The sequence below is a fragment of the Streptomyces sp. NRRL WC-3626 genome (assembly GCF_000718785.1).
GTDB classification, from domain to species: domain Bacteria; phylum Actinomycetota; class Actinomycetes; order Streptomycetales; family Streptomycetaceae; genus Streptomyces; species Streptomyces edwardsiae.
The window spans coordinates 40,996-67,733 of record NZ_JOCA01000020.1; the positions used below are offsets into that span (position 1 = coordinate 40,996).

Annotated in this window: 23 protein-coding genes and 1 tRNA gene; 6 read left to right on the forward strand and 18 right to left on the reverse strand. The window is 72.2% G+C overall.

The window, feature by feature from the left end:
* Positions 1-78 precede the first annotated feature (78 nt).
* From IF28_RS0126320 to IF28_RS0126340, 5 genes are all read right to left on the reverse strand, one after another.
* A complete protein-coding gene (locus IF28_RS0126320) occupies positions 79-807 on the reverse strand; it encodes an ABC transporter permease (protein ID WP_030224997.1) in 729 nt (242 codons plus the stop codon).
* 35 nt (positions 808-842) lie between these two features.
* Positions 843-1,799: a daunorubicin resistance protein DrrA family ABC transporter ATP-binding protein gene (locus IF28_RS0126325; RefSeq protein WP_030224999.1), complete on the reverse strand. Its 957-nt coding sequence runs from the start codon at positions 1,797-1,799 to the stop codon at positions 843-845.
* Positions 1,800-1,871: 72 nt separating this feature from the next.
* On the reverse strand, positions 1,872-2,519 hold the full coding sequence (locus IF28_RS0126330) for a PadR family transcriptional regulator (RefSeq protein ID WP_030225001.1): 648 nt from the start codon (positions 2,517-2,519) through the stop codon (positions 1,872-1,874).
* A 121-nt stretch (positions 2,520-2,640) separates the two neighbouring features.
* A complete protein-coding gene (locus IF28_RS0126335) occupies positions 2,641-4,101 on the reverse strand; it encodes an aldehyde dehydrogenase family protein (RefSeq protein WP_030225003.1) in 1,461 nt (486 codons plus the stop codon).
* Between the two features lie 123 nt (positions 4,102-4,224).
* On the reverse strand, positions 4,225-5,049 hold the full coding sequence (locus IF28_RS0126340) for a helix-turn-helix domain-containing protein (protein WP_051713896.1): 825 nt from the start codon (positions 5,047-5,049) through the stop codon (positions 4,225-4,227).
* A gap of 408 nt (positions 5,050-5,457) precedes the next feature.
* Here IF28_RS0126340 and IF28_RS0126345 point away from each other — a divergent pair, with 408 nt between their 5' ends.
* Entirely contained in the window at positions 5,458-5,967 is a 510-nt protein-coding gene (locus IF28_RS0126345; protein WP_037894050.1) for an ATP-binding protein, read from the forward strand.
* Between the two features lie 90 nt (positions 5,968-6,057).
* Here IF28_RS0126345 and IF28_RS0126350 read toward each other — a convergent pair whose 3' ends face one another.
* Positions 6,058-6,342, reverse strand: a complete 285-nt coding sequence (locus IF28_RS0126350; RefSeq protein WP_030225010.1) for a DUF397 domain-containing protein — start codon at positions 6,340-6,342, stop codon at positions 6,058-6,060.
* Between the two features lie 385 nt (positions 6,343-6,727).
* On the opposite strand from IF28_RS0126350, the gene IF28_RS0126355 reads away from it, so the two are divergent.
* Positions 6,728-7,261: a hypothetical protein gene (locus tag IF28_RS0126355; protein ID WP_234325346.1), complete on the forward strand. Its 534-nt coding sequence runs from the start codon at positions 6,728-6,730 to the stop codon at positions 7,259-7,261.
* Between the two features lie 94 nt (positions 7,262-7,355).
* Entirely contained in the window at positions 7,356-7,874 is a 519-nt protein-coding gene (locus IF28_RS0126360; protein ID WP_030225015.1) for a DUF4232 domain-containing protein, read from the forward strand.
* Here the strand turns inward: IF28_RS0126360 and IF28_RS0126365 are convergent.
* On the reverse strand, positions 7,871-8,995 hold the full coding sequence (locus tag IF28_RS0126365) for a DUF2786 domain-containing protein (RefSeq protein ID WP_030225016.1): 1,125 nt from the start codon (positions 8,993-8,995) through the stop codon (positions 7,871-7,873). The genes IF28_RS0126360 and IF28_RS0126365 overlap by 4 nt on opposite strands.
* Before the next feature lie 86 nt (positions 8,996-9,081).
* Between IF28_RS0126365 and IF28_RS0126370 the strand changes: the two genes are divergently transcribed.
* Complete coding sequence (locus IF28_RS0126370) at positions 9,082-9,831, forward strand: Clp protease N-terminal domain-containing protein (protein ID WP_030225019.1); 750 nt, start codon at positions 9,082-9,084, stop codon at positions 9,829-9,831.
* A 39-nt stretch (positions 9,832-9,870) separates the two neighbouring features.
* Positions 9,871-11,550 carry a bifunctional 3'-5' exonuclease/DNA polymerase gene (locus IF28_RS0126375; RefSeq protein ID WP_030225021.1) on the forward strand — a complete coding sequence of 560 codons (1,680 nt, stop codon included), beginning with the start codon at positions 9,871-9,873 and terminating at the stop codon, positions 11,548-11,550.
* Positions 11,551-11,680: 130 nt separating this feature from the next.
* Here IF28_RS0126375 and IF28_RS36540 read toward each other — a convergent pair whose 3' ends face one another.
* The 6 genes from IF28_RS36540 to IF28_RS0126405 form a co-directional block, all read right to left on the reverse strand.
* Positions 11,681-12,646 carry an RICIN domain-containing protein gene (locus tag IF28_RS36540; protein ID WP_158713716.1) on the reverse strand — a complete coding sequence of 322 codons (966 nt, stop codon included), beginning with the start codon at positions 12,644-12,646 and terminating at the stop codon, positions 11,681-11,683.
* Between the two features lie 472 nt (positions 12,647-13,118).
* Positions 13,119-13,997, reverse strand: coding sequence for an ABC transporter permease (locus tag IF28_RS0126385; RefSeq protein ID WP_078621432.1), 879 nt, complete (start codon positions 13,995-13,997; stop codon positions 13,119-13,121).
* The gene (locus IF28_RS0126390; protein ID WP_037894053.1) at positions 13,994-14,881 is read right to left on the reverse strand and encodes an ABC transporter ATP-binding protein; all 888 of its coding nucleotides are present in this window, start codon (positions 14,879-14,881) and stop codon (positions 13,994-13,996) included. Before IF28_RS0126390 ends, IF28_RS0126385 begins: the two co-directional genes overlap by 4 nt.
* Positions 14,878-15,213 carry a transcriptional regulator gene (locus IF28_RS0126395; RefSeq protein WP_030225029.1) on the reverse strand — a complete coding sequence of 112 codons (336 nt, stop codon included), beginning with the start codon at positions 15,211-15,213 and terminating at the stop codon, positions 14,878-14,880. The genes IF28_RS0126390 and IF28_RS0126395 overlap by 4 nt, the downstream gene beginning before the upstream one ends.
* A complete protein-coding gene (locus tag IF28_RS0126400; RefSeq protein ID WP_030225031.1) occupies positions 15,210-15,692 on the reverse strand; it encodes a hypothetical protein in 483 nt (160 codons plus the stop codon). The genes IF28_RS0126395 and IF28_RS0126400 overlap by 4 nt, the downstream gene beginning before the upstream one ends.
* Positions 15,693-15,791: 99 nt before the next feature.
* Positions 15,792-16,304, reverse strand: coding sequence for a PadR family transcriptional regulator (locus IF28_RS0126405; RefSeq protein ID WP_030225033.1), 513 nt, complete (start codon positions 16,302-16,304; stop codon positions 15,792-15,794).
* Between the two features lie 55 nt (positions 16,305-16,359).
* On the opposite strand from IF28_RS0126405, the gene IF28_RS0126410 reads away from it, so the two are divergent.
* Complete coding sequence (locus tag IF28_RS0126410) at positions 16,360-17,019, forward strand: cysteine hydrolase family protein (RefSeq protein WP_030225034.1); 660 nt, start codon at positions 16,360-16,362, stop codon at positions 17,017-17,019.
* A 119-nt stretch (positions 17,020-17,138) separates the two neighbouring features.
* Here the strand turns inward: IF28_RS0126410 and IF28_RS0126415 are convergent.
* The 5 genes from IF28_RS0126415 to topA all read right to left on the reverse strand — a co-directional run bounded on the left by IF28_RS0126415 (position 17,139) and on the right by topA (position 26,510).
* Positions 17,139-17,212 (reverse strand) — tRNA-Thr (locus tag IF28_RS0126415).
* A gap of 117 nt (positions 17,213-17,329) precedes the next feature.
* Entirely contained in the window at positions 17,330-18,913 is a 1,584-nt protein-coding gene (locus IF28_RS0126420) for an alpha/beta hydrolase (protein ID WP_030225035.1), read from the reverse strand.
* A gap of 96 nt (positions 18,914-19,009) precedes the next feature.
* Entirely contained in the window at positions 19,010-20,215 is a 1,206-nt protein-coding gene (locus IF28_RS0126425; RefSeq protein WP_030225036.1) for a DNA polymerase III subunit delta', read from the reverse strand.
* An 89-nt stretch (positions 20,216-20,304) separates the two neighbouring features.
* The gene (tmk, locus tag IF28_RS0126430) at positions 20,305-23,547 is read right to left on the reverse strand and encodes a dTMP kinase (protein ID WP_030225038.1); all 3,243 of its coding nucleotides are present in this window, start codon (positions 23,545-23,547) and stop codon (positions 20,305-20,307) included.
* A gap of 149 nt (positions 23,548-23,696) precedes the next feature.
* Positions 23,697-26,510, reverse strand: coding sequence for a type I DNA topoisomerase (topA, locus tag IF28_RS0126435; protein WP_030225040.1), 2,814 nt, complete (start codon positions 26,508-26,510; stop codon positions 23,697-23,699).
* Positions 26,511-26,738 lie beyond the last annotated feature (228 nt).

A 26,738-nucleotide genomic window follows, 5' to 3' on the forward strand; every position in this document is an offset into this window, starting at 1 on the left:
CACGTCCCGGGAGGGCTGCCGCACCGCGCGGCAGCCCTCCCGGCCGAGCCGCGGGAACGCGGCCACCGGCATCCATCACTAACGGCTGAGCCGCGAGAACCTCCGTACCGCCAGCGGGAAGAACACCGCCAGCAGGGCCAGGGGCCATACGACGGCGGCCCACACGTGGCCCGGTTCGCCGCCGGGGCTGCCGAAGAGGTCGCGTACGGCGGTGGCGGTCTGGGACATGGGGTTCCATTCGACGACCGTGCCCAGCCAGTCCGGCATGGACTCGGGGGCGGCGAAGGCGTTGGACAGGAAGCCGACCGGCCAGACCAGGATCTGCACGGCCTGCACCAGTTCCGGTTTCCCGGCGATCAGGGCCAGGTGGATGCCGATCCACAGCATGGCGAACCGGAACAGCAGGAGCAGTCCCACGGCGCCCAGGAAGCCGTCCGGGCCGCCCTGCGGGCGCCAGCCGAGCGCGGCGGCGACGCCGAGGAGGACCGTCAGGCCGAGCGCCGACTGGAGCATGTCGGCGGCGGAACGGCCGACCAGGACCGCGCCGTTCGCCATCGGCATGGAGCGGAAGCGGTCGATGACCCCCTTGTCCAGGTCCTGGGTGACGGCGATCATCGTGCCCTCCAGGCCGAAGGCCATGGTGAGCGCGAGCATGCCGGGCACCAGGAAGTCGAGGTAGTCGCCGCTGACGCCCCGGCCGCCGCCGACCAGGTAGCCGAACATCAGCAGCAGCATCACCGGGAAGACCAGGTTCACCACCACCGCCGCCGGCCGGCGTCCCCAGCGGGCGAGTTCGCGGCGGGTCATGGTCCAGGAGTCGGTCAGGGCGTACGCCGTGCTGCTCACGCGGCCTCCGTCGTGCGGTCGTCGTGTCCCGTCAGCCGCAGGAACACCTCGTCGAGGGTGGGCCTGCGCAGGGCGATGTCCTCGGCCTCGATACCGGCCTCCTCCAGCGCGCGCACGACCCCGGTCAGGGCCGCCATGCGGTCGATGACCGGGGCGCTGAGGAGCCGCCGGTCGGTGTCCACGGTGACCGCGTCCTTGGCCACGGGCAGCAGGGCGACGGCCGCGCCCAGCTGCCCCGCGTCGCGCAGGACGACGTCGATGCGGTCGCCGCCGATGGCCGCCTTGAGCGTGTCCGCCGTGCCGTCGGCGACGACCCGGCCGGCGTCGACCAGACAGATGCGGTCGGCGAGCTGGTCGGCCTCCTCCAGGTACTGGGTGGTGAGCAGGACCGTCGTACCGCCGCCGACCAGGGAGCGGACGGAGTCCCACACCTCCGCGCGGCCGCGCGGGTCGAGGCCGGTGGTGGGTTCGTCCAGGAACAGCACCTCCGGTTCGGTGATCAGGGAGGCGGCGAGATCGAGGCGGCGCCGCATGCCGCCGCTGTACTGCTTCACCGCCTTGGGCCCGGTGCCGGAGAGCTCGAAGCGCTCCAGGAGTTCGTCCGCACGCGCGCGTGCGCGGCGCGCGCCCAGGTGGTGCAGCCGGCCGAACAGCTCCAGGTTCTGCCGTCCGCCGAGTTCCTCGTCGAGCGCCGCGTGCTGGCCCAGCAGGCCGATGCGCAGCCGTACGGCGTACGCCTCGCGCACGACGTCGTGACCCGCCACCTCGACCCGGCCCGCGTCGGGGCGGAGCAGGGTGGACAGGATGCGGACCAGGGTGGTCTTGCCCGCGCCGTTGGGCCCCAGGACCCCGTGCACGGTGCCGCGGGTGACGGTCAGGTCGAGGCCGTCCAATGCGTGTTTGCCACCGAATGTCTTGCGTGCCCCTTCGACGGTGATCGCCGCGTCGGCCACTCGGACTCCCTCGCTAGACAAATTTGACTACCTGGAGAACGTAACGCGCGCGGAGTGATTGGTCAAACTTGATTAGCGGGCGTCCTGATCGTCGGCGTGCGGCCGTCCCGACCCGAACGGGTTCTCCTGCCCCTCCGCCAGCACCCCGACGAACGGGTCGCCCTCACCGGCGAAGGTGTAGGCGCCGCCCCGGACACGCTCGATCAGGCCCCTCGTCCACTCCGCGCCGGAGTCGGCGGAGTGCACCCAGAAGTTCATGATCTCGCCGATGTGCCCGAGCTGGCCGGGACCGTCCTCGGGCGTGTAGTACTCGGTGACGGAGGACCGCCACTCCTCGATCCTGCGCACTCGCTCCTCCAGGAGGGCGAGGGCCTCCTCACGCGGCAGGTCGACCATGAAGCCGAGCGCCGCGGTGAGGACGTCCGGCCGCTGGTCGTAGGCGGTGAGGTAGGCGCGCAGCAGTGTCAGGTACTCCTCGGTGCCCCGCGCGGTGATCTCGTACTCCACGCGCGGGGGCCCGCCCGCCGTGGACGGCGCGATCTCGTGCGCGAGCAGCAGTCCCTGCTTCGCCATCTGCTTCAGCGCGTGGTAGATCGAGCCGGGCTTGGCGTTGGACCACTCGTGCGCGCCCCAGTACTCCAGGTCGTTGCGCACCTGGTAGCCGTGGGCCCGCCCGTGCTGGCGCACGGCGCCGAGCACCAGGAGACGGATTGCTGACATGGGGCCAGCGTAGGACCCCCGGGATCATGCCCGGGGGCTGCCCTGCCCGTCGCCGGCCGGCCGCGGCGGTCTTCCGCCGGTCCCCGCCCGCGCGTGCTCGCGCGTGCCCGCGCGTGCCCGCTCAGAACGGGAAGCCGCTCCGGCCGTGCTGCACCGAGATCCACTTCACCGTGGTGAAGGCGTCCAGCATGGTGTCGCCGTTGAGCCGGCCGATGCCGGAGCTCTTCTCGCCGCCGAAGGGGACGATCGGCTCGTCGTGCACGGTGCCGTCGTTCACGTGGAACATGCCGGTGTCGATCCGCTTGGCGAAGCGGACGCCCCGCTCGATGTCCCCGGTGTGCACGGCGCCGCTCAGGCCGTACGGCGTGTCGTTGACGAGGCGTACGGCCTCCTCCTCGCCGTCGAACGGGACGAGGAAGGCGACGGGTCCGAAGACCTCCTGCTTCAGCAGGGGCGAGTCGGCGGGCAGACCGGTGAGGACGGACGGCTCGACCAGGTTGTCCCGGCGCGCGCCCCGGACCAGGGCGGTGGCGCCCTCGGCGAGCGCCTGCTCGACCACGCCGGACAGGGCGTCCGCCTGGCGGGAGTTGATCACCGGGCCGATGACCGTCTCCGGGTCGCGCGGGTCGCCGGCCTTGAGGGAGCGGACCTTGGCGACGAACTTCTCGGTGAACTCGTCGGCCACCGAGCGGTCCACCAGCACACGGTTGGCGGCCATGCAGACCTGGCCCTGATGGACGTACCGGCTGAAGACGGCCGCGTCCACGGCGTAGTCGAGGTCGGCGTCGTCGAGCACCACCAGCGCGCTGTTGCCGCCGAGTTCGAGCACCGAGCGCTTGAAGAGGGAGGCGCAGACGGTGGCCACATGGCGGCCGACCGCGTCCGAGCCGGTGAAGGAGATGACCTTCGGGACCGGGTGCTCCAGGAAGGCGTCGCCTATCTCCGCGATGTCGGTGATGACGACGTTGAGCAGACCGCCGGGCAGGCCCGCGTCCTCGAAGATCTTCGCGACGAGGGAGCCTCCGACGACCGGCGTGTTCTGGTGCGGCTTGAGCACCACGCCGTTGCCGAGCGCAAGGGCGGGGGCGACGGACTTCAGGGAGAGCAGGAACGGGAAGTTGAAGGGACTGATCACGCCCACGACGCCGACGGGCACGCGGTAGACGCGGTTCTCCTTGCCGTCGACCGGCGAGGGGATGATCCGGCCCTCGGGGGCCAGCGCCAGATGGACCGCCTCGCGCAGGAACTCCTTGGCGAGGTGCAGCTCGAAGGCGGCCTTCAGGCGGGTGCCGCCGAGCTCGGCGACGATCGCCTCGGCGATCTCCTCCTCGCGCTCCTCGACCAGCCTGAGCGCCTTCTCGAACACCGCGCGGCGGGCGTACGGGTTGGTCTGCGCCCATTCCCTCTGCGCGCGGGCGGCCGCCTTGTAGGCCTGATCGACCTCGCCGACCGTGGCGATGGTGATCGACGCGAGCTTCTCGTCGTCGTACGGGTTGAAGTCGATGATGTCCCAGGAGCCGGTGCCCGGGCGCCACTCACCGTCGATGTACTGCTGAGCGAGGTCGGTGAAGTACGACGACATGTGATTCCTCGATCCCTTGCTGCATCAGCGGAGCACTGATCGACCGCGTTGTCTGACCGGACGTCATCGTACTTATGTTTCATACGAGTTGTAGGGGTCATCCGGACAGCCGTACGGGCTCCCCTAGGACAGTTGCAGCAGTCCGCGCAGGAGGTCCCGGCTCTCCGACGGGCCCGGACTGTCGTGCAGGAGGTCCTTGAGGGCCTTCTCGTACTGGGCCACGTCCTCGGGTTTGTCCAGGTACAGCGCGCTGGTCAGCTGCTCCAGGTACACGACGTCCGAGAGGTCGGACTCCGGGAAGCTGAGGAGGGTGAACGCGCCCGACTCACCGGAGTGCCCGCCGAGACTGAACGGCATGACCTGCAGCCGGACGTTGGACCGCTCGGAGATGTCGATGAGGTGCTGGAGCTGGCCGCGCATCACCGCGCGGTCCCCGTACGGCCGGCGCAGGGCGGCCTCGTCGAGGACGACGTGGAACTCGGGGGCGCTCTCCGAGACCAGGTACTTCTGCCGCTCCAGGCGCAGCGTCACCCGCCGCTCGACGTCCTCCTCGCTCGCGCCCTTCATGCCCCGGCGCACCACCGCGCGGGCGTACTCCTCGGTCTGCAGCAGGCCGTGCACGAACTGCACCTCGTACGCCCGGATCAGGGCGGCCGCGCCCTCCAGGCCCACGTATGTGGGGAACCAGCTCGGCAGCACGTCCGAGTAACTGTGCCACCAGCCCGCCACATTGGCCTCCTTGGCGAGGGAGACCAGCGACAGGCGCTCCTGCTCGTCCGTGATGCCGTACAGCGTCAGGAGGTCTTCGACATCCCTGGTCTTGAAGCTCACCCGGCCCAACTCCATGCGGCTGATCTTCGATTCGGAGGCGCGGATCGAGTAGCCCGCGGCCTCGCGCGTGATCCCCCGCGCCTCACGCAGTCGCCGCAGTTGTGATCCGAGCAGCATGCGCCGCACCACCGATCCCGGCTCTCCCGCGCTCACGTTCGCCAGCCTCCCCAACGTCTTCAGGGCCCGCAGTCTGCCACTAAAACACTTCGAGCAGTACTCGTCCGGTTACGGAAACGGAATCCAGCCGATCAATCCGATCAGGAACGAGCACGGAACGGGCACGGAAACAGCAAGAGAGGAGAGGGGAGAAGTCACGACGAGGCCAGGGAACAGGCGGAAGAGAACATGAAGTTGACGGAAAAAATGCCCAACAAACCAGCACGGGGGCGCTGATTTCGGTCAGCTGCACGTGCATCTGCCCTTGCATCTGCTGTACGTATCGGAAACCATGGTCCCGCACCACCGCAGCCTCGCTACGACCGCGAATTCCCGGGAGTGCCTCGCATGGGGACGAATGGATCGACCATGCTCGAGCCGTTACGGCAGGGCCTTCCGCCGCTGAACCTCGCGGCCGCCTCCGACGCCGCCTCCTGCGCCCTCCCCGCTCGCTACGAAGCGGTCCGCGAGGCCCGGCGGTTCACCCGCAAGACACTCGAGCAGTGGGACACCGGGGACCGTTTCGACGACGTGTGCCTGGTCGTCTCCGAACTGGTCACCAACGCCCTGCGGCACGCGCTGCCGGCCGGCACCCCGCGGCCGACGGCGCCGGACCTGCCGGTACGGCTGCATCTGCTGCGGTGGACCGAGCGGCTGGTGTGCGCGGTGCGCGACCCCAGCGACGACGGTCCCGTCGCCCGCGCCCCGGAGGACCTCCCCGCCGACTTCTCCGCCGAGTCGGGCCGGGGACTGTTCCTCGTCGATTCCTTCAGCGACGGCTGGGGCTGGCACCCGATGGCCGGACGGCTCGGCGGCAAGGTGGTCTGGGCGCTGTTCCGGCTGCCGCACACGGCGGACCGCTCCGGCCCCGGCGCATGACGAACCGCGGCGCGTCCGTGCGCCGCGGTTCTACGCGCGTCATCGCCTCCTGAGCACCTCAGGGCGCTCCCATCCGCCCCGGCGCACCGGTCAGCCGGCGACCAGATGGTCGAACTCGCCGTCCTTCACGCCCAGCAGCATGGCCTCGATCTCCGCGCGGGTGTAGACGAGCGCGGGGCCGTCGGGGAAACGGGAGTTGCGCACCGCCACCTCGCCGCCGGGCAGCCGGGCGAACTCCACGCAGGATCCCTGCGAGTTGCTGTGCCGGCTCTTCTGCCAGGCCACACCGTCGAGCCCGGTGGCCGCCATGCCGTTGTACACGCCGGACGCGTCGGCACCGTCGTAGACGTCGCCGTCGTACACGTCGTGGTCCACAAGTCGCTCCCCGCTGGTGCACTGGCTGGTGTGGCCATTGATGCAGTGGTCAACTGATGCGGATCATAGCTTTGTTCATGTGCAGATGCATGGGCATATGCACGTGCACGCGCGGTGTTCCCGCGATTACAGCCTCGGCGGTCGTGTGGTGTCCGCTTTGGCGGATGCTTTACCGAACCCCGCTCCCTATGAGACGCGCGCGGGGGCGCATGTGTTCCCTCGTGTTCCCTTGCGTGCTGCCCGCATTCCACGTCCCGGCCCCGCCGTTCAGCAGTGGACACGCTGTGCGAGGTGCGTCACGGAGGCTGGTGGGCCGGAGGGTGGGTCCTGTTAGCTGACGGCGGTCGTCCGGCCGCCGGGGCCGGATTCAGCTAGGGGGCTCGCAGTGACTTCGAGGGCTTGGGTGGGGCACTCACGCGTATCGCCGCCGGCACCGCGCGGCGGGCGGTTCCGGCGCACGCGGGTCGCGACGGCGGCCGTGGGGCTGACCGGCGCGCTCGCGCTGACCGCGTGCGGTGGGGGCGGCTCCGACGACTCGGACACCAAGCCCACGCCTGCCCCGTCGGCCACGGCGGCCCCGAGCCCCGACGTGAGCAGGGCTCCGGCGGGCCCGCTGGAGGGCAGCTGGCTCGTCACGGTCGACAGCCAGGCCGTCGTCCTGATGGTCAGCGGCGAGGAGGCCGCCCTCTTCGCCACCGGCGGCACCGTGTGCAGCGGTACCGCGCGGGAGGAGGGCGGGACCCGGACGATCCGCCTGAAGTGCGGCGACGACGAGGACCGGGCGAACGGCACGGTCGTCTCCGTCGACAAGGACTCCCTGAAGGTCACCTGGAAGAGCCCCCTCGGCACCGAGACGTACACCAGGGCGGAGGGCGGCTCCTTCCCGTCGGGGCTGCCGACGGAGGGGGTGGGTCCGTAGCGCCTCGACCGGCGGGGTCCCCTTCTCCGGCGAACCGGTGGCGGGTGCGTGATGATGGCCGGTGGGCACTTCCGCGAACCCCAGAGGATCATTCATGCGCACCACGCCGATCGCCGTACCCGCCGTCCTCGCCGCGCTTCTCCTGCTGGCCGCCTGCGGCGGCCCGGACGGTGACGACGGGAAGCCGGACAGCAGCCCCTGCTCGGCCGCCACGGTGAGCATGGAGGTCGGTCCCGCGAGCATCGCGCCGGCCGCGGGGGACACCGGTGAGGTTCCCGTCGGCTTCACCAACCAGAGCGCCGCCTGCACTCTCGACGGCTTCCCCGAGGTGCTGCTGGCGGGGGCCGGTGACTCCGAGAGCCTGGACGTGCCGCCGACCAAGGGCGCCAAGGCGCAGAAGCTGACCCTGGCCAAGGGCGAGTCCGCGTCCTTCACCCTCACCTACGAGCGCGGCCCGCGCGGGGACGGCTCCTTCGACGCCGAGAACCTGCGGGTCGAACTCCCCGGCGACTCGGACGGCCGTACCTTCCGCTGGACGTACGGCCCGGTCGCGTCCGACGGCGGGGGCGGCCACAAGATCTCCGTGGGCGCGTACCAGCAGGTGGGTGACTAGGACGCACCGGGAAGGTGCGGGCGGGCCCTGACCTGGGCGTCGTCGGCCGCGCGGGCGCCCTCCTCCCAGCCCGCCGCGTCGCTCACCCCGCGCAGCCGGGTGGTCGTCGTCTCCGGGAACAGGCGGTCCGTCCGCTCGGTGACCGCCACCGCGCGGGAGGCGAGGACCGGGAGCAGGTCGTCGCTCACCCGGGTCTCGGCGGCGGCCGCGAGACGTGTGCCCACGCGGTGCGCGTAGGCGGCGAGGAAGGACTGCCGGAAGGTCTTGGTCCGCTTGCGTCCGCCGGCCCGCTGCGCGGCCTCCGCCCTGGTCATCGCGGTGGTGGCCTGCACCAGCAGTGAGGTGTAGAGGAGTTCCACCGCCTCCAGGTCCACGGCGAAGCCGACCACGGTGGAGAAGCCCAGCGGTTCGTTCCACACGGCCCGGCAGTGGTTCGCGCCGGCGACCGCGTCCAGCAGGACCGCCTTGGCCTGCTCGTACGGCGGCTCCACCCCGATCCGGCAGGCTCCCGGCGTCGCGGCCGAGGGCGCCCGCGCGGCGAGCAGCGCCTCGTCGACGCTGTGCCGGGCCATCAGCTCCTGCGCCTTGGCGCTCAGTGCCTCCGCCTCGTCCGGGAACCCGGTCGCCTCCGCCTTGGCGAGCAGCGCGCGGATGCGGCCGAGCATGCGGGACTCGGGCCGCCGGTCGCGCGGATCCGGGGCGGCGGTCTCGTCGAGGGGTTCGAGGGCGGGCAGCCGCAGCAGCAGGCGGTACAGCTCCAGTACGGCCGAGGCGTACGAGAAACGGTCACCGCGCGGGACGTCGTCCGCTTCCAGCCCGTCGAGCTGGGCCTGCCAGCGGGGCCCGCGCGGCCGGTCGTCGCGCGGTGCCCGCGCAAGGATCAGCGCGGTGACGAGCCGTACGTGGATGTCGTCCAGCTCGCGGCGGACGATCCGTACGACATCGGCGGGCTGCCAGCCGCGCTGCCAGGCGGTGGCCACGAACTCCTCGCCCCGCCGGGCGAGTTCCGCGTCGGCCGCGGGATCGGCGGCGAGCAGGGACGCGCCGGTGTCGAGGGCGGTGTCGCCGGTGTCGTAGAGGGCGGCCCGGAAGGCGCGGTCGACGGTGCTGGACGTACTCACGGGCCGATCGTGCCATGCCCGGAGCGTTCACCCGAAGGTGTCAACCGCAGGTTGACAGTGGTGGGGTGTCAACTTACGGTTGACACATGACGAAGGACCCCGCCATCAAGTCATCCATCCGTCTCGACGACCTCATCGCGGCCATCAAGAAGGTCCACGAGGAGCCGCTCGCACAGCTCCAGGACGCGGTGCTCGCCGGTGAGCACCTCGGCGACGTGGCCGACCACCTGATCGGCCACTTCGTGGACCAGGCCCGCCGTTCGGGCGCCTCCTGGACCGACATCGGCCGGAGCATGGGCGTCACGCGCCAGGCGGCGCAGAAGCGCTTCGTACCGAAGGAGGGCAACGAGCTCGACCCGAGCCAGGGCTTCAACCGCTACACGCCCCGTGCCCGCAACGTGATCATGGCCGCGCACACCGAGGCCCAGACCGCGCACAACGCCGAGGGACTGCCCGAGCACCTGGTCCTCGGTCTGCTGGCCGAGCCGTGGGGCCTCGCGGTCAAGGCGATCGACGAGCAGGGCGTCACCGTGCGGGCGGTCGCCGAGGCCGCCCGCGCGGCGCTCCCGCCGGCCGTCGAGGACGCCCCGGAGCTGGTGCCGTACGGCCCGGCGGCCAAGAAGGTCCTCGAGCTCACCTTCCGCGAGGCCCTGCGCCTCGGCCACAACTACATCGGCACCGAGCACATCCTGCTCGCCCTGCTCGAGCACGAGAACGGCGAGGGCCTCCTCAGCGGTCTCGGCGTCACCAAGCCCGCCACCGAGCGGTACGTCGCCGACATGCTGGCGCAGTACGTCGAGACCGAAACGGCCGACGAGACCGGCCGGGAAGACTGACCGGGGACCGTTGTCAGACCCCCCTGGCACACTCGCAGCATGGCCGACCGGTGGGCACTCGCTCCGGCCGGGGACGGTGGCGTGGACGTCGCCCTCCTCGGCCCGGACGGGCTGCCCGCCGGCCCGGTGCACCGGGAGCCGGACCTCGCCGAGGCCGTGCGCGGACGCCCCGGTGTCACGCGATGGGTGTGGCGGTCCACGGCCGAGGTGTACCCGCGTCTGCTCGCCACGGGGGTGCGAGTGGAGCGGGCCTACGACGTCGAGACCGCCGAGACACTTCTCCTCGGCCACGAGGGGCGGTACGGGGAACCCCGTTCGGCCGCGGCCGCGCTGGCCCGGCTGCGCGGCGGCCCCGTACCGCCCGATCCGCCGCAGCGCCATGCCGAACCGGGCGCCCAGTCCTCCCTCTTCGAACCCCGGGGCGTCCCGCTGCCCCTGCCGGACCTCCTCGCGGTCTACGCCGAGCAGCAGCGGCGCACCGACGCGACCGCGCACCCGGACCGGATGCGGCTGCTGACGGCCGCCGAGTCGGCGGGGACGCTGGTGGCCGCCGAGATGAACCGCGCCGGGCTGCCCTGGCGGGCGGACGTGCACCGCGCGGTGCTGCACGACCTGCTGGGCGAGCGGTACGCGGGCGGTGGCGAGCCGCGCCGGCTGGCCGAGCTCGCCGACGAGGTGTCCGCCGCCTTCGGCCACCGGGTCCGGCCGGACCTGCCCGCCGAGGTGGTGAAGGCGTTCTCGCGGGCCGGCGTCAAGGTCACGTCGACCCGCCGCTGGGAGATCGAGTCCGTCGACCACCCGGCCGTCAAACCCCTGCTCGAGTACAAGAGGCTGTACCGGATCTGGGTCGCCCACGGCTGGTCCTGGCTCCAGGACTGGGTGCGCGACGGCCGCTTCCGGCCCGAGTTCCTCGCCGGCGGCACCGTGACCGGCCGCTGGGTGACCAACGGCGGGGGCGCCCTGCAGATCCCCAAGGTGATCCGCCGCGCGGCCGTCGCCGACCCGGGCTGGCGGCTCGTCGTCGCCGACGCCGACCAGATGGAACCCCGCGTACTGGCGGCGATCTCCCGCGACCCCGGACTGATGCAGGTGGCCGGCCGGGAGACCGACCTCTACCAGTCGGTGTCCGACCGCGCCTTCTCCGGCGACCGCGCCCAGGCCAAACTCGCCGTCCTCGGCGCGGTGTACGGCCAGACCTCCGGCGACGGCCTGAAGAACCTCGCCGCGCTCAGACGCCGCTTCCCCAGGGCGGTGGCGTACGTCGACGAGGCCGCCCGCGCGGGCGAGGAGGGCAGACTCGTACGGACCTGGCTGGGCCGCACCTGCCCGCCGGCCGCCCGTACGGGCGACGACGCGGCGGAGGAGGCGGGCATCCCGCCCACCGACGACGGGTCCGGCCAGTGGACCCCGGGCTACGCATCGACCAACGCCCGCGCCCGGGGCCGCTTCGCCCGCAACTTCGTCGTCCAGGGCAGCGCCGCCGACTGGGCCCTGCTGCTGCTCGCCGCGTTGCGGCAGACCCTCGGCGGGATGGCGGCCGAGCTGGTCTTCTTCCAGCACGACGAGGTGATCGTGCACTGCCCCGAGGAGGAGGCGGCGACGGTGGCGGAGGCGATCCGGCAGGCCGCCGACCTGGCGGGCCGGCTCACCTTCGGCGACACACCGGTACGGTTCCCGTTCACGACGGCGGTGGTGGAGTGCTACGCGGACGCCAAGTGACCGGCCCGGACATCCCGGGTGGGCCGCATCGGCGCCCGCGCGGCGGCGCACGCTCTTCCACGCGGGGGACGGGAGGGTGTTCACCGGGCTGACGAGGGAGGACGTCAGCGGCCGCCGTTGAGGAGGAGGGCTAGACGACGGAGACGACGGACCAGCGCAGGGCGCTCGACCCCGAGCCGCACCGCACCACCTGGAGCCTCGCGTCGTTCCCGGCGGAACCGCCGCCGGCCACGCTCATGCACAGGTCGCTCGCGGCGTTGCGGATCCGGTAGCCGCCCGACGACGGCTCCAGCCACCAGAGCTGATTGTCGGCCGCCGGCCTGCAGTGGTACTCGGTGACCTTGGTCCCGGGAGCGACACTGCCGTAGTTGGGCAGGTCCATGCACAGCCCGTCCTTGCGGTTCTTGACGACGAAAAGGCTCGCCCCCCGGGGCCCGCCGTCCGCGTCGGCCACCACCAGGTCCCAGAGCTGGTTGTCCCCCGTGGGCCGGCAGTTGTACTGGCTGACCGGGCCGTCGACCGAACCCTTGTCGTAGTAGGGCAGGTCGGCGCACTTGCCGGTGGCGACGTTCCTCAGCTGCGCGTTGACCCGGGTGGAGAGGGCGTTGGCCAACTGGCGGGCGGTGATCTCGGGGCTCTTCTTCGTCTTCGGCCCGGCCTTGTCCTCGGCCTTGTCCTCGGCCTTGTCCTCAGCCGTTTTCTCGGTCTGCGGCCGGGGTTCGGACTTCCCCTCGGCCTCGGCCGTGACCGGACCGGCGGGCGCCGGTCCGGCCTTGGGCGCGGCCGGGGAAGCGGACGACGGCTTCACCGCGCTCGGCGACTCCGAGGGGGACGGGGGTGCGGCCTGATAGGCGGCGGCCGGCAGGTCGTCGGACGCACCGGGGTCGAGCGTCGTCCCCCCGACGGGAGCCGTCTCGACCGTACGCTCCTCCTCACCGCTCAGGGCGAGTACCAGGAGGGGTACGCAGATCAGGACCGCGCCGACGAGGGCGGCGGCGGCGACCATGGGGCCGCGCAGACGTCCTGGCGCCGTCTCGTCGGCGGCCGGGTCCGCGTTCGCCTTCGCGTCGCCCGCTGCGTCACCGGTGGCGGCCAAGCCGGCAGCGGCCGTCGCCTCGCCTTCGGCGGCGGCGGGCTCGGCGGCCGGCCGCGGCTTCCGCTCTTGTTCTCGCTCCTTCTCGGCAGCGGTGCCGGTATCGGACGGCGCCGGTATCACTTCCGGAGCCTCCGGCTCGACAACGGGCTCGGCGGCGCGGGCGGGCTCGGATGCGCGGGCCGGTTCGGATGCGCGGGCCGGTTCGGCGGCGCGGGCGGGCTCGGGGCTCCGCGGTCTCAGTTCCGCGCCGGGATCCCGGCCCGGCGCGGGCACGGAAACCGCACGGCGGACGGCCATGGAAGGTGGCGTCCCGCCGGTGGGAGGTTCGTGCTGACGTGGCATGAAACGCTGCTCCTCACTCCGGGTGCACGTAAGTCACTCGACCCAACCCACTCTGGATCACGCCTGGTTGCGTCAAAACCTCGCCCAAGTGAACGTAGGACGACACACGTCGCGTCCGAGCGGCCGAGCCCTACGCGGGCATCGCCCCGCTCCGTGCCGCCTTCTCATGACGGGCGGTCAGCCGGGACCCGGACTCGCGACGGGCGGCGCGGCGCAGAAGCGGAACGGCCAGCAGGAATCCGAGGACCGTCCAGGCGGTCAGGACGAGGGCGACCATGGGCAGTTCCCAGGAACCGGCCGGCTCGGCGGCCTGCGCCGCGTCCGGCAGCAGCGCCGAACGCAGGCCCTGCGCCATCCACTTGAGCGGGAAGACCGCGGACACCTGCTGGACCGGCTCCGGCAGCTTGGTGATGGGGAACATCGTTCCGGAGGTGATCAGCAGGCCCAGCAGCGGCAGCATGATCAGGGCCAGCGCCTCACGCGGGTTGGGCAGTACGGCCCCGATGGCCGCTCCCAGCGGTACGACGGCGAGCAGTCCCAGTGTGGTGACCCACACGAGTGTCAGCCAGCCGGCCGGCCCTTGCGGCAGCGGGCCGTCGGTCAGCAGCGCGGCAGCCGCGAGGAGCAGCGCCAGGGTGGCGACCGCCGTGACGACCACCAGCAGGCACTTGGCGACGAGGTAGGCCGGTATCCCGCCGGGTGTGGCGCGCAGCCGCAGCAGCGCGCCCTCCTCCCGCTCGGTCACCAGGATCTGCGGGAGGCTGAGCAGCCCGATCTGGAACAGCAGATAGGCGGCGAAGCCCGCGAGCGCCAGATGGGACATCGGGATCTGCGTGCCGGGCACTTTGTCGCTGATGTAGTAGGTGACCAGCAGGGCGACGACCACATTGCTGAGGTGGCCGAACATCTCCTTGGGGTTGCGCAGGAGATGCCGCAGTTCGATGCCGCCGCGGAGGAAGCCGGCACGCCAGTGACGCGCCCCCCGATTCATCACATGGACCCCCTTCATGCCGCCCGCTCCTCCCCGTCACCCTGGTTCACCATGTGCAGATAGGTGTCCTCCAGCGTCGGCCGGCGGACCTCCAGACCGGCGATCGGGCCGTCCGCGTCCTGGTGGAGCTCCCAGACCAGCCGGGAGGGGTCCTCGGTGCGCTCGCGGCGCCGCGTCCCGTCGCCGTCCGTCCAGCGGACCTCGGCCTGTGCCGCCGCCCGCCGGGCCAGCTCGGCCGGGGTGCCGCAGGCCCGGATCCGGCCGGCGACCAGCACGGCGATCCGGTCGGCGAGCCGCTCGGCCTCCGCCAGGTCGTGTGTCGTGAGCAGGACGGTGACGCCCTCGTCGCGGGCCAGCCGTTCGACGAGGACGTGGAACTCGCGCCGTGCCTCCGGGTCGAAGCCGGTGGTCGGCTCGTCCAGGAAGAGGAGTTCGGGGCGGCCGACGATGCCGAGCGCGACGTCCAGCCGCCGCCGCTGCCCGCCGGACAGCCGGTCCACCTGCCGGCCGGCCTGCTCGGTGAGGCCGACCAGGGCCAGCAGTTCGGCCGGGTCGCGCGGGTCGGGGTAGTACATGGCGAAGTGGGTCAGCAGTTCGGCGACCCGCCAGCGGCGGTGGTCACGCCAGGACTGCAGCACCAGTCCGATCCGGCCCCGCCAGACGTCGTCGCCCCGCTCGGGGTCCACGCCGAGGACGCGCACCTCGCCGGCGGACCGCCGCCGGAAGCCCTCCAGGATCTCCACGGTGGTGGTCTTCCCGGCCCCGTTGGGCCCGAGCAGCGCGAACACCTCGCCCCGGTGGATGTCCAGATCGACACCGTGGAGCACGGCGACATCGCCGTACGCCATGGTCAGATCCCGTACCTCTATGACGGGTCGGGTCGCGGAACCGGCCGCCGTCATCGCGCCGCCTCCGCCTGCTGCCGCCGCCCGTGCCCGGCCGCCGCGCCCTCGACGATCGCCCGGAGCGCCGCCACGTGCCCGTCGAAGGCGGTACGCCCCCGGTCCGTCAGCCGGACCGTCGTACGCCGCTTGCGGCCGCCGCCCTCCTTGCGGATCTCCAGATATCCGGCCTCTTCCAGGGTGTGCAGTTGTTTGGAGAGCGCGGAGTCACTGAGGGAGAGGCTGTCGCGGATGAACGCGAACTCCGCCCACTCGGTGGTGGCGAGCAGCGCGACGACCGACAGCCGGGTGGCGGGATGGATCAGCTCGTCGAAGCCGGCGGGGGTGCTCATCGGCCCGCCCGCAGCGAGCCGACCGCCCAGCGGTTGGCCGGTCCGACGCACAGGACGAACACGCCCGACGTGACGGTGGCCTGGATCAGACCGACGGCCATGGGCTCTCCGGTCAGCGACTCGGCCAGCCGTCCGGACAGGAGAACGGTCCCGCCGGTGACCACCATCCCCCCGAGGAAGGTGACGGACGTCCGCCAGTCGTAGCGGGAGTGATGCAGCCGCACCCGGTTCCCGCGGTTGAGGAACGCGACCAGCCCGACCAGCAGCACGGCGTACACCACGACGGCCACCCAGACACCCCACGTGGGCGGCTCGAGCCCCAGGCCGGCCAGAAAGATCCACATGCTCGCGGCCGTGGCGTAGGTGGCGCCCGGCTCGCCGGACGCACTCCGCTCGACCTCGTCGTACACCCGCTCCTGCGGCACCCGGATCCGCTGCAGATCCTGCCAGGCCCGCTCGGCATCGACCGACGTACTCACGTCATCGCCTCCCCCACGCTTACTTTCCTCCCGGGAAAGCTAACGCTCGACTTTCCCGGAAGGCAAGTCGACGTGCCGGCATCACGCCCCGGCGGCGTGTCAGCCCAGCACCTCCCGGAGCCAGACCCGTTCCGCGTGGCTGGTGGCGCGGGCGATCGTGAGCATGCCGCGCCGATAGGGGTCGCCGGTCTCCTCGGCGCCGAGCGGGCGGTCACCGTCGTGGAAGAAGCTCGCGGGCTGTCGCAGGAAATCCAGACGGCGGCGCAGCACCGCGTGCTGGTCGGCGATGTCCGGCAGCCGGGAGAGGAAGGCGAGCACCGTGAAGTACCGGGTGCTGTCACTGATGTCCAGACCGTCGGCATCCCGCAGCCTGCGCAGCAGCTCACGGCGGCCGGCGTCGGTCAGGCTCAGGGTGTGCCGCTGCGCGGCCGAGGCGCCCGGTTCGGTCTTCCGGCCGAGCAGTTCGGCCTCGACCAGCCGGCTGATCGCCGGATAGAGGCTGCCGTCGCTGACCGGTCGGGCATGACCGGACAAGTGGGCTATCCGGTGCCGCAGTTGGTAGCCGTGCAGGGGCCCCTCGGCCAGGAATCCCAGGATCGCGAGTTCGAGCATGCTGCTACTGTCGCACATCGAATCGAGGTACCTCGAAACGAGATGGGGGCAGGGCATGACGTACACCGAGGAATGGGTGACCGAGCGGGCGCGCGACGCCTACGAGCAGGGCCGGGCGTCGTTCGGCATACGGCCCGAACGGACGGCTCTGCTGGTCGTCGACATGCAGGACGAGTTCGTCCGCCCCGGCTGGAGTCCCCACTGGGTGCCCGCGGCCACCCGGATGGCGCCCCGGCTGCGGCGACTGGCCGAGGACTGCCGGGACGCCTCGGTCCCGGTGATCTGGACCATCTTCGACGACACCCATCTCGGTCTGGACCGGCCGCGCACCCTGCGCTCCTTCCCGCACGCCCACAGCGACTGGCACCGGCCGGGCCCCGCCGGGGTGTGGGACGCGATGGGCCGCCGCCCCGACGAGGTCCTGATCCGCAAGCCCTCCTACGGGGCGTTCTACGACACCCCGCTCGACACCGTCCTGCGCAACCTCGACCGCGACACCGTCATCGTCACGGGCACCCTCACCAACTACTGCTGCGGCACCACGGCCCGCCAGGCATACGAACGCGGATACAAGGTCGTCTTCGGCTCCGACGTCACGGCCACCGACGACGAGTCACGCCAGGAACCCGAACTCGCCGTCCTGCGCAAGGGCTTCGCACTCGTGCTGCCCGCCGAGGAGATCACCGCCCGTCTGACCACGACGAACGCCGCCTGACGGGCCACCGGGGCCGGTCCGCGGAACCGCTCGGCACCGATCACCCCGGAGCAGCCACCCGCGTCCCGAACCGGACACGAAAGAACCCCGGATCGAATCCGACCCGGGGTTCATCAATGAGCCGCCTTCGGGATTCGAACCCGAGACCTACGCATTACGAGTGCGTTGCTCTGGCCATCTGAGCTAAGGCGGCGCGCCGCGCACCTATGGTGCGATCAGCAACGTCGGTAAGTCTACACAGTTTCGGGGGGTGCTTCGTACCGGCCCCGGAGGCGGCGCGGAGGGGCCGCCTCCGGGGCGGGGGTACCGGCTAGGAGCAGCGCTTTCCGTCCGCCGACGGGGTGCCGTCGAGCAGGTAGGTGTTGATCGCGGAGTCGATGCAGGCGCTGCCGCGGCCGTAGGCGGTGTGGCCGTCGCCCTCGTAGGTGAGGAGGCGGCCCGAGGAGAGCTGGCCGGACAGGGCCTCGGCCCAGCGGTACGGGGTGGCCGGGTCCCGGGTCGTGCCGACGACGACGATCGGCGCGGCGCCCTTCGCCTCGATGCGCTGGGCCCCACCGGTCGCCTTCGCCGGCCAGTACGCGCAGTTCAGCGAGGCCCACGCGAGGCCCTCGCCGAAGACGGGGGACGCCTTCTCGAAGGCGGGGAGCGCCCGTGCCACCTCGTCCGGGGTGTCGAAGGCGGGCGGGAGGTCGAGGCAGTTCACGGCCGCGTTGGCGAACATCAGATTGCTGTACTCGCCGTCCGCGTCCCGCTCGTAGTAGCTGTCGGAGAGGACGAGGAGTCCCGCGCCGTCGCTCTCCTTCATCGCGGCCGTCAGTGCCTCGCGCAACCGCTGCCACGCGCCCTCGTCGTACATCGCGGCGATCACGCCGATCGTGGCCTGTGACTCGGTGAGCCGGCGGCCGTCGGCGTCGCCGGTGGGGATCGGGCGGGCGTCGAGCCGGTCGAAGAACGCCTTGAGGTTCCTGCCGACCTGCTCGGGGCCGGTGTCCCGGCCGCCGAGCGGGCAGTCGTCGTGCCGGACGCAGTCCTTCGCGAAGGCGGTGAACGCCGTGTCGAAGCCCTCCGTCTGTTCGAGGTTGAGCCGCCGCGCCGACAGAGAGGGGTCCATCGCCCCGTCCAGCACCAGCCGTCCCACCCGGTCCGGGTACAGCCCGGCGTAGGTGGCGCCGAGGAAGGTGCCGTACGAGGCGCCGACGTAGTGCAGCTTCGCGTCGCCCAGCGCGGCCCGCACGATGTCCATGTCACGGGCCGCCTCGACGGTGGACACATGGCGCAGCAGCTTCGGCGCGTCCGCCCCGCAGCCCTCGGCGAACTTCTTGTACGCCGCGACCAGCGTGCCGGTCTCCTTCGTGTCGTCCGGGGTGATGTCGGTCCGCGTGTACGCGTCCATCGCGGGCCCGTCCAGGCACTCGACGGGTTCGCTGCGGGCCACGCCGCGCGGGTCGACGCCCACGATGTCGTAGCGGGCGCGCACCTCGGCGGGGTAGCCGATGCCGGCGTACGCCTGGACGTAGCCGATCGCCGAGCCGCCGGGGCCGCCCGGATTCACCAGGAGGGAGCCCAGCCGCTTGCCCGGACCCGTGGCCTTCTTGCGGGTGACGGCGAGGCGGACGTCACCGGCGGACGGTTCGGTGTAGTCGAGCGGGGCCTTCAGCGTGGCGCACTGGAAGCCGGGGACGCCGCAGTCGCGCCAGGCCGGTTCCTGCTCGTAGTACGGAGTGAGAGCGGCGGGTGTGGAGCGGGGCAGGGGGGCGAGGGCTGCCGCCGCCTCCGCCGCCGAACTGGCCGTACTCGTCGAGCTCCCGGAGGAGCAGCCCGAGATCAGCAGTGCGGTGGCGGCGAGCAGGGTGGCTGCGGTGCGGGTCCCGCGGTGGGTGCGCCATGTGTGCATGCTGCGAGCGTAACTGTGTGCAATGACATGAGTGCTCTGCGCGCACGCCGTGCCTCGTACGAGTTACCGCGTCGAGCCGCCGGACGGGCGGGGCGGTCAGCCCGCTCTGAGGGCCATCGTCATCGCCTCGACCGCCAGCAGCGGGGCCACATTGCGGTCGAGGGCCTCGCCGCACGCCGCGATCGCCTCGATACGGCGCAGCGTGGACTCGGGGGAACCGGCGCGGGCCAGGCGCTGCAGTACGTCCTCCGAGTCCGCGTTGGCGATGGCGACGCGGGAGCCGAGCTGGAGGGCGAGGACGTCGCGGTAGAAGCCGGTCAGGTCGCTGAGCGCGATGTCGAGGGTGTTGCGCTGCGTACGGCGTCTGCGGCGCTTCTGGTCCTCCTCGAGTTCCTTCATCACGCCCGCCGTGCCGCGTGGCAGCCGGCCGCCCTGGGCCGCGCCCAGTGCCGCCTTCAGCTCCTCCGTCTCCTTGGTGTCCGTCTCCTCGGCGAGCTGCTTGGCGTCCTCGGCCGCCGTGTCGACGAGTTCCTGGGCCGCCTTGAGCGCGCTGCCGACGTCGTCGACCCGCAGCGGCAGCTTGAGCACGGCGGCCCGGCGGGCGCGGGCGGCCGGGTCGGTGGCGAGGCGGCGGGCCCGGTCGACATGGCCCTGGGTGGCGCGGGCCACGGAGGCGGCGACGTCCGGTTCGATGCCCTCGCGCCGGACGAGCATGTCGGCGACGGCGGCCACCGAGGGCGTGCTCAGGTTGAGGTGGCGGCAGCGGGAGCGGATCGTCGGCAGGACGTCCTCGATGGAGGGGGCGCAGAGCAGCCAGACGGTGCGGGGCGCCGGCTCCTCGACGGCCTTGAGGACGGCGTTGCCGGACTTCTCGTTCAGCCGCTCGGCCTCCTCGACGAGGATGATCTGCCAGCGGCCGTTCGCCGGTGAGGTGAACGACTTGCGGACGGTCTCCTTCATGTCCTTGAACAGGATCTCCGCGCCCATCGCGACCACCGTGCTGACGTCCGCGTGGGTGCCGACGAGCGCCGTGTGGCAGCCGTCGCAGAAGCCGCACCCGGGGGCCCCGCCGAGGGCCCGGTCCGGGCTCACGCACTGCAGGGAGGCGGCGAAGGCACGCGCCGTCCGGGTCACCCCCGCGCCGGGCGGGCCGGTGAACAGCCAGGCGTGCGTCATGCTCGACGCTCCGGGAGGCGGCCCCGCTGCCCCGACGGCGGTGACGAACGCGTCCGCGTCCCGGGCCGCGCCGGCGAGCTGTTCGCTCACCCGCTCCTGCCCGACCAGGTCGTCCCACACGGTCATGGGTCAGCCCGCCCTTCCGTCACGTCTGCCTCACCGGATCCATTGTGCGGGTGACCACTGACATCACCCGCACCCGTGGACCCCACCGGTCAGCGCCGGCGGCCCCGGCGGCCGTCCCCCTCGTCGTCCTCGTCCTCGCCGTCGCGCGCGCCCAGCAGTTCGTCGGCCAGGGTCGGCAGATCGTCCAGCGGGGTCTCCTCGGCCCAGTCGGGGCGCGGGCGGTGCCGCGCCGCGTCCTCGGGGTCGATCTGCGGCAGCTCACGCGTGCGGTCGTCGGGCGCCTCCGGGCGTTCGTCCCGGAAGTAGCCGGACGGCACCCGCCGGTCTGCCGGGCCCTGAGCGTCGCCCCGTACGGGAGGCAGTACGGCGGTGTCGTCGGCGGCGCCCGGCGGCACGGGAGGCAGCACCGCCGTCTCGTCGGCCGCGCCCGGCGGAACCGGGGGCTTCGGCAGCTCGGTCGTCACCTCTGCCTCGGACACCGGGGTCCGACCGGGCCGCCGCCCGGCGGCCTCGTCCGGCACCCGGGGCAGCACGGCCGTCTCGTCGACCGGGCCGCCCGGCGCGTCGGCCGGCTTCACCACGGGCGTCGGCACGGTCGCCGCCTCGTCGACGGGGCGCCGGCGCGCCGCCCCGGAGCCGCCGGTCGTCGCCGAGCCGGTCGCCGTCGAGCCGGTTGTCGTCGTTCCGGTCGCCGTCGGGCCGGTCGTCGCCGGGCCCGCCTCGGCGGCGGCCGCCGCCTGTTCGGCCAGCCGCCGGGCCTGCTCCGCGCGCAGCAACGCCTCCTCGGCCTTGCGCTGCTTCTCCAGGCGCAGCGCCTCGGCCTCGGCGCGCAGCCGCGCCTCCTCCTCGGCCTGCTTGCGGCGGCGCTCCTCCTCCGCCTTGCGGCGGGCCTCCTCCTCGGCGCGCGCCTTCTCCTCGGCGAGCAGCCGCTGCCGCTCCTCCTCCGCGCGCCGGTGTGCTTCCTCGGCCCGCTGCCGGGCCTCCTCCGCCTGCCGTTCGGCCTCGCGCCGCTGCGCCTCCTCCAGCTCGCGGCGCTTGCGCTCCTCCTCCTCGGCGCGCAGCCGGGCGAGCTGCTCCTGGCGCTCGCGCTCGAGTCGCTCCTCCTCGGCCTTGCGGGCCGCCTCCTCCTCCGCCTTGCGGCGGGCCTCCTCCTCGGCCTTGCGGCGGGCTTCCTCGCGGGCCTGGATCTCGGCCTCGGACAGCGGCAGCACCTGGTCGAGCCGGTGCCGGACCACCGTGGTCACGGCCTCCGGTTCCTGGCCGGCGTCGACCACCAGGTAGCGGCCGGGGTCGGCGGCGGCCAGGGTGAGGAAACCGGTCCGCACGCGCGCGTGGAACTCGGCCGGCTCGGACTCCAGCCGGTCCGGTGCCTCGGTGAAGCGCTCCCGCGCGGTCTCCGGGGCGACGTCGAGCAGCACCGTCAGATGCGGGACCAGCCCGTCGGTCGCCCACCGGTTGATGCGGGCGATCTCGGTCGGCGACAGATCGCGTCCGGCGCCCTGGTAGGCGACGGAGGAGTCGATGTACCGGTCGGTGATGACGACGGCGCCGCGCTCCAGGGCGGGCCGTACGACGGTGTCGATGTGCTCCGCGCGGTCGGCGGCGTACAGCAGTGCCTCCGCGCGGTGCGAGAGTCCGGCGCTGGAGACGTCCAGCAGGATGGACCGCAGCCGCTTGCCGACCGGGGTCGCGCCGGGCTCACGGGTGAGGACGACTTCGTGGCCCTTGGCCCGGATCCACTCGGCGAGGGCTTCGGCCTGGGTGGACTTGCCCGCGCCGTCGCCGCCCTCCAGGGCGATGAAGAAGCCGGCCCCGGCGAGCGCCGGGGCGGGATCGTCGCCGCGGAGGAGCGCGTCGCGCAGATCCTGCCGCAGCGGCACGCCGGAGCGGTCGTCGACCTTGGCCAGCACCAGCGCGGCCAACGGCAGCAGCAGCGCGCCGACCAGCATCAGGGTGAAGGCGGCTCCGCCGTGCGCGAACACGAACCGGCCGTTCTCCAGCCGGTGCGGTCCGATGCCCGCCGCGACCAGCGGGGCGATCACCGCGCCGAGCGCCACGAAGACCCGCACCACGGCGTGCAGGTGCTCGGTCGTACGGGCCCGCCGCTGGTCCTCGGTCTCCTGGTCGAGCAGGGTGTGCCCGGTGTTGGCGGCGAGTCCGGCGCCGACACCGGCCAGCGTCATGAGCAGCACCACGCTGGTGACGTCCGGCACAAGTCCGGCGGCCAGCAGCGCCACGCCTGTGAACGCGAGGGCGAGCGCGAGCAGCCGGCGCCGGGACAGGGCGGGCAGCAGGGCCGGCGCCGTACGGATGCCGACGACGACACCACCGGTCAGCGCGCCCACCAGCAGGCCGTAGAGCACGGGGCCGCCGCCGAGGTCCTTGGCGTGCAGCACCGACACGGCGACCGCGGCCGCCACGGCGGCGGCGACGGACGCGGAGGCGAGCACCAGCAGCGGCAGCGCGCCGGTGCGGCCCCGGTCGGAGCCGGCGGCGCTCTTCGGACGGCGCAGTCCCTCCAGCGGCGACCGGGCGCGCGGGGTGCGGGTTCCGGGGAGCTCCAGGAAGGTCAGCACGGACAGCGACGCGGCGAACAGTCCGGCCGCGACGTACGAGGCGAGGGCCGCCCGGTGCTCGCCGAACCAGTCGATGCCCGTGGCGAGCAGGTTGTTGAGGAGGGCCGCGACGACGAGTGTGACGGCCGCGAGCGGTATCGCGACGAAGCTCGTACGCAGTGTCAGCCGGCGCAGCGCGTCCATGTGGTCGGGCAGCGGCCGGACGGTGGCGCCCTCCGGGGGCGGGGTGGGCAGCAGCGCGGGGGCGGCGCTCTCGCGGCACACCGTCCAGAACCGCTCGGCGACACCCGTCACGAAGGCGGTGACGAGGAGCACGGCGAGCGCGTTGTCCGGCGTCCAGTCGATCCACAGCGGCGCCACGATGAGGAGCGCGGCCCGCAGTCCGTCCGCACCGACCATGGTCCAGCGGCGGTCCAGCGGGCCGTCCTGCGAGGTGAGCGACGTGAGCGGGCCGAGGAGTACGGCGCCGAACAGCAGGGTCGCCAGGATGCGCACCCCGAAAACGATCGCCACTGCGAACGCCGCGCCCCGGTAGCCGCCGCCGAAGGACTGCTCGGCGACCGCCGTCTGGAGGGTGAGGAGGACCAGCACCAGAAGGGCGAGGACATCGCCGACCCCGCCCACGAGCTGCGCACTCCACAGCCGTTTCAGCTGCGGTCGGCGCAGCAGGGCGCGGACGGCACGCTCGCGTGAGTCCGCGACAAGTGCGTCGTCGGGGGCCGTTGGTGGGGCCGTTGGCTGCTCGGCTCGCGTCATGCGTTCAGCCTATCGGCCCGCGCCGACAGCCCGGGCACGACGCGCCTGACATGCACACGCCCCGACACCGAAGTGTTGCCGGGGCGTTCGCATTCCGAACCCCCGGTGAAGATCCGTACGGACCTTTCACCGAGGGCCGACGGGCAGGCTCAGTCGTCCGCGCCGTTCGAGGCGGCCGCCTTCTTGGCCACCGTCTTCTTCGCGGTCGTGGTCTTCTTCGCCGCGGTCTTCTTCGCGGCCGCCGTCTTCTTGGCCGGGGCCTTCTTGGCCGCCGTCTTCTTGGCGGTCTTCTTTGCCGTCTTCTTGGCCGGGCCCTTCGCCCGCTTCTCGGCGAGCAGCTCGAAACCGCGCTCCGGGGTGATGTCCTCGACGCTGTCGCCGGAGCGCAGCGTCGCGTTGGTCTCCCCGTCGGTGACGTACGGACCGAAGCGGCCGTCCTTCACCACGACCGGCTTCTCGCTCACCGGGTCGGTGCCCAGCTCCTTCAGCGGCGGCTTGGCCGCGGCCCGGCCACGCTGCTTGGGCTGGGCGTAGATCGCCAGCGCCTCCTCCAGCGTGATCGTGAAGAGCTGCTCCTCGGCCTGCAGGGACCGCGAGTCGGTGCCCTTCTTCAGATACGGCCCGTAACGGCCGTTCTGCGCGGTGATCTCCTGGCCCTCGGCGTCCGCGCCGACCACGCGCGGCAGCGACATCAGCCGCAGCGCGTCGTCGAGGGTCACCGTGTCCAGCGACATCGACTTGAAGAGGGAGGCCGTACGCGGCTTGACCGCGTTCTTGCCCGTCTTCGGGGTGCCCTCCGGGAGCACCTCCGTGACGTACGGGCCGTAGCGGCCGGCCTTGGCGACGATCGCGTGCCCCGTCACCGGGTCGGCGCCCAGCTCGAAGTCGCCGCTCGGCTTGGCGAGCAGCTCCTCGGCGAACTCCACGGACAGCTCGTCCGGCGCCAGGTCGTCGGGGATGTCGGCGCGCTGGTGCTCCTCGGTGTCCTTCTCGCCGCGCTCGATGTAGGGGCCGTAGCGCCCGACCCGCAGCACGATTCCGTTGCCCACGGGGAACGACGACACCTCGCGCGCGTCGATCGCGCCCAGGTCGGTCACCAGCTCCTTGAGACCTCCGAGGTGGTCCCCGTCGCCGTTGCCCGCCTCGGCCGCGTCGCCGTTGCTCGTTCCCTCGCCGAAGTAGAACCGCTTCAGCCACGGCACGGCACGCGCCTCGCCCCGCGCGATGCGGTCGAGGTCGTCCTCCATCCGCGCGGTGAAGTCGTAGTCGACGAGCCGGCCGAAGTGCTTCTCCAGCAGGTTGACCACGGCGAAGGAGAGGAACGACGGCACCAGGGCCGTGCCCTTCTTGAACACGTAGCCGCGGTCGAGGATCGTGCCGATGATCGACGCGTACGTCGACGGACGGCCGATCTCCCGCTCCTCCAGCTCCTTGACCAGCGACGCCTCGGTGTAGCGGGCCGGGGGCTTGGTGGCGTGCCCGTCGACCGTGATCTCGTCGGCGGTCAGGGCGTCGCCCTCGGCGACCTGCGGCAGCCGGCGCTCGCGGTCGTCCAGCTCCGCGTTCGGGTCGTCGGCGCCTTCGACGTACGCCTTCAGGAAGCCGTGGAAGGTGATCGTCTTGCCGGACGCGCTGAACTCGACGTCCCGGCCGTCGGCCGCCGTGCCGCCGATCTTCACGGTGACGGAGTTACCGGTGGCGTCCTTCATCTGCGAGGCAACGGTCCGCTTCCAGATCAGCTCGTACAGCCTGAACTGGTCGCCGGTCAGCCCGGTCTCGGCGGGCGTACGGAAACGGTCGCCCGAGGGACGGATCGCCTCGTGCGCCTCCTGCGCGTTCTTCACCTTGCCCGCGTACGTACGCGGCTGCGGGGGCAGGTAGTCGGCGCCGTACAGCTGCGTGACCTGGGCGCGGGCGGCGGCGACCGCCGTCTCGCTCAGCGTCGTCGAGTCCGTACGCATGTAGGTGATGTAGCCGTTCTCGTACAGCTTCTGGGCGACCTGCATGGTCGCCTTGGCGCCGAAGCCGAGCTTCCTCGAGGCTTCCTGCTGCATCGTCGTCGTACGGAACGGGGCGTACGGCGAGCGGCGGTACGGCTTGGACTCGACGGAACGCACGGCGAACCGCGTGTTCTCCAGGGCGGCGGCGAGCGCGCGGGCGTTCGCCTCGTCGAGGTGGAGCGTGTTCGCGCTCTTCAGCTGTCCCAGGGAGTCGAAGTCGCGGCCCTGCGCGACCCGCCTGCCGTCGACGGTCTGAAGGCGGGCGACCAGCGACGACGGGTCCGAAGCGTCCCCCGCGCGGCCCGTCGCGAAGGTGCCCGTCAGGTCCCAGTACTCGGCCGAACGGAACGCGATGCGCTCGCGTTCCCGCTCCACCACGAGCCGTGTGGCGACGGACTGCACGCGGCCGGCGGACAGCCGGGGCATGACCTTCTTCCACAGGACCGGCGACACCTCGTAGCCGTAGAGACGGTCGAGGATGCGGCGGGTCTCCTGGGCGTCGACCAGCTTCTGGTTGAGCTCGCGAGGATTGGCCACGGCCGCGCGGATCGCGTCCTTGGTGATCTCGTGGAAGACCATCCGCTTGACCGGGATCTTCGGCTTGAGCACTTCCTGCAGATGCCAGGCGATGGCCTCGCCCTCGCGGTCCTCATCGGTCGCGAGGAAGAGTTCGTCGGACTCCTTCAGCAGGTCCTTGAGCTTCTTGACCTGGGCCCGCTTGTCCGCGTTGACCACATAGATCGGCTGGAAGTCGTGGTCGACGTCCACACCGAGGCGACGCACCTCGCCGGTGTACTTCTCCGGCACCTCGGCGGCACCGTTGGGAAGATCGCGAATGTGCCCGACGCTCGCCTCGACGATGTAGCCGGGGCCCAGGTAGCCCTTGATCGTCTTCGCCTTGGCAGGCGACTCGACGATGACGAGTCGGCGGCCGCCCTTCGCGGTCTCGCTGGTCGGGGACAACTTCGCTCTTCTCTCCGGTCGGCGCTCGGGGTTCCCCGGACGGTCTCCCCGGGGTCGGGTCATGGTGACGCTGCGGAGTGTGACGGTACATCCCGCCCCCGTGTCAAACGGGAAAAGCCCGCAACGGCCACTCGAACGGTAACCCGACTACCACCGTTCCTGCCGCCCGGAGTGTCCAGACTGCGCCCGCACACATGCGGAGCGCGACCTACCGGTTACCGGGAGCGG